The sequence below is a fragment of the Paenibacillus ehimensis NBRC 15659 genome, assembly GCF_004000785.1.
Classification (GTDB): Bacteria; Bacillota; Bacilli; order Paenibacillales; family NBRC-103111; genus Paenibacillus_G; species Paenibacillus_G ehimensis.
Genome location: NZ_BILX01000162.1, coordinates 1 through 2,815, shown reverse-complemented (window position 1 = coordinate 2,815; position 2,815 = coordinate 1). Strand labels below are relative to the sequence as shown.

The 2,815-nt window shown below is 58.4% G+C and carries 3 protein-coding genes; 1 reads left to right on the top strand and 2 read right to left on the bottom strand.

What is annotated here, in order from left to right; translation table 11 throughout:
* A partial coding sequence (locus PEH01S_RS34025; protein ID WP_164828149.1) for an ABC-F family ATP-binding cassette domain-containing protein occupies positions 1 to 919 on the bottom strand: 919 nt, incomplete at its 3' end.
* 188 nt (positions 920 to 1,107) lie between these two features.
* Here PEH01S_RS34025 and PEH01S_RS34020 point away from each other — a divergent pair.
* Positions 1,108 to 2,007: an endonuclease/exonuclease/phosphatase family protein gene (locus PEH01S_RS34020; protein ID WP_025851898.1), complete on the top strand. Its 900-nt coding sequence runs from the start codon at positions 1,108 to 1,110 to the stop codon at positions 2,005 to 2,007.
* Between the two features lie 43 nt (positions 2,008 to 2,050).
* On the opposite strand, the gene PEH01S_RS34015 is transcribed toward PEH01S_RS34020, so the two are convergent.
* Positions 2,051 to 2,815: energy-coupling factor transporter transmembrane component T family protein (locus PEH01S_RS34015; RefSeq protein WP_164828148.1), on the bottom strand; the 765-nt coding region annotated here is incomplete at its 5' end.

Genomic DNA, 2,815 nt, shown 5'->3' with positions numbered 1-2,815 from the left:
TGTCGAGCCGCTCCATTTTATCCAGCGCTTTGCGGCGGCTTTGCGCCCGTTTGGTCGTGGAAGCGCGGACCAGATTGCGCTGGATGAAATCTTCCATTTTTGAAATTTCTTCCTGCTGTTTTTCGTACTGCTTGAGCTGCGCTTCGTAATCCGCCGCCTTTAGCTCGATGTACCGCGAATAATTTCCGGTGTAGCGGCGCGACGCCGTGCGTTCGATCTCATAGATGGCGCCGACAAGCGAATCGAGAAAATAACGGTCATGCGAGACGACCAGAATGGCTCCGGGATAGGAGCGCAAATACTGCTCCAGCCACGTCAGTGTCGGAATGTCCAGATGGTTCGTCGGCTCGTCCAACAGCAGCAAGTCCGGCGCTTCGAGCAGCATTTTGGCCAGCGCGAGCCGTGTCTTCTGCCCTCCGCTCAGCGTATGCACGGGGGTAGCCGGGTCCATCTGTCCGAAGCCCATCCCGCTCAGGATTCCGCGAATTCTCGCCTCGATCTCATAGCCGCCGCGCTCGCGGAACGCATCCGACAGCTCGGCATAGCGGCGCATCGTTTCCTCGGTTTTCTTCTCGTCGGCCAGCACGTCGGGGTCGGACATGCGCGCTTCCAGCCGCCGCAGCTCCTCTTCCATTTCCAGCAAGCGGTCGAACACGCTCATCAGCTCGTTCCAGATGGAGCGGTCCGACGTTAATCCGCTGTTTTGTTTTAAATAGCCGATTTTCGTCTCTTTTGCCTTAAAAATGCTTCCCGAATCGTAGGGCAGCTCGCCCGCGATGATTTGAAGCAGCGTCGATTTGCCTGCGCCGTTTACGCCGACGAGCCCGATGCGCTCCCGCGCCTCGATTTGAAGCGATATATTGGAAAGTACGGTGCTGACGCCGTAGCTTTTTGTGATGGCCGAAACTTGAAGCAGCATGATGAATAAAGCCTCCTGAAATCAAAGTCCTGAAAAAGGCGACAATCTCCCTCAGTTTAGCATATTTGCCCGCCGATTTCGATTTCCATCCGTTCCCCGGTATACAAAATCAGCCCGCCTGTCTTATGCTTTTATACGCATGCTTCAGAATCGTGATTCAAAGAAAGCGAAGAGAGGAGGCGTTCATCGTGCTTCCGGTGCCCATACCAAAAGCGGCTAATATCCGACGTGGAGCACCGTCCCGCCTCGTATGGATTGCCGTATGGAGCGCGCTGCTGCTGACGGCGTTCATCGTTCCGAATACCGGCCCCTTGCAGCTGCCGCCTTCCGGCGTCAAATCCCGCCCGGCATCGGCCGTCCCGTCTGCGGAACCCGTTTCAGGCCAAGGCCGGCCGCTACAAGTGATGACGTATAATATTCGTCACGCCAAAGGAATGAACGGCCGCGTCAACCCGCTAGCGGTGCTACGGGAGCTTAAAGCCGCTGATGCGGATGTCATTGCGCTGCAGGAGGTGGACCGTCTGCGGTGGCGCAGCGGGCTGCAGGACCAAGCCCGCTATTTTGCCCAAAGCATGGGTATGCATTATATCTATGCTCCGGCGATCCGCCGCGGCATGTCGGAGTACGGCGTCGCTCTGCTGAGCCGCTATCCGCTCGAAGCGCCGCAAATTCACCGGCTTGCCGGCGGACACGAACCGCGCCTGCTGCTGACCGCTGAGCTGCGTCTGCCGGACCGCACCGTGACGGTTGCGACTACGCATCTCAGCGTCGAAGCCGAAGGCCGAACGCGCGAATGGCCGCAATTGCTTGCCGCGCTGCGGGACGGGGAAGCGCCTCTGATTTTGCTCGGCGACTTCAACTGCCCGTCTTCCAATCCCGAGCTTCAGGCGACCATTCGCGGCCTTGGACTGAAGGAAGTCAGGCCGAAGCCTTCCTTGCCGACGGTTGCTCATGGAGGCAGGATCGACCACATTTTTACCAATTTACCGGCAGAGAAGCCCGCGCTAGTCCGAGACAGCCGCGCTTCCGATCACAGGCCTGTATTCGCCCGGTTGAACGAAACCGAAATCCCCCTCCGCTCACGTTAAGCTGCGAGCTTTCCGTGCGACGAAGGGGGATTTTGTGTTAAAGTCAGCCGCGCAAGGCGGCAAGCCCGCTAAGAAGAAGGATGCCTGAGACGATGGCAAGTCCGTCGGCCCGGGTTAGGCGCAGAGAACCGGTATGGCCCAAGAGCGCGGTTCGGCTGCCGATTTTTTTCATCTCCAGAGCGGAGGTCATTTCCTCCGCCCGGTGGAACAGCGCCAGCAGGAGCGGGACGACCAGCGCCGGCATGTCCCGTCCCCGTACGGTTCCCGGCCGGATGGCCGCTTTGCCTCTTGCCCGAACGATATCCGAGAACCGCTGCCATTCGCGCACAATCATCGGGATAAATTTGAACATGAGCGATACCGCCAAAGCAAACGAGTCCGTTGGGAGCTTCAATCGTTTGGCATACCCAAGCCCCCAGGCAAGCCCTTGCACCATACGCCCGTAAGGCGTTGTGGCCGCAAACCAGTAGCTTGCGATCGTGATCAGAAACAGGCGGAATACATTCAAGCCGGTAGCAAGCGAGTTCTCCAAAGAAAACCCGACGAAGGGAAAACCACTGCTTGCCGTCCATTCCAACCCCGCCAAGCCGACGGAGATCGCCATGAACCATGCTACCGGTTTTAGGATTTTGACCGCGCCAACCAGCGCAGATCGGGACAGTCCGATATAGACGGCAGCAACCGGCAAGGCGGCGCAGACAAGTCCGAGCCAACTGCTTTGCAGCATTGCGCCTAGCACCATGAAAAGATACAGCAGCCAATTGGTGCGCGGATCGAGCCGATACCAGAGCGACTTGGCAGCGGCAGG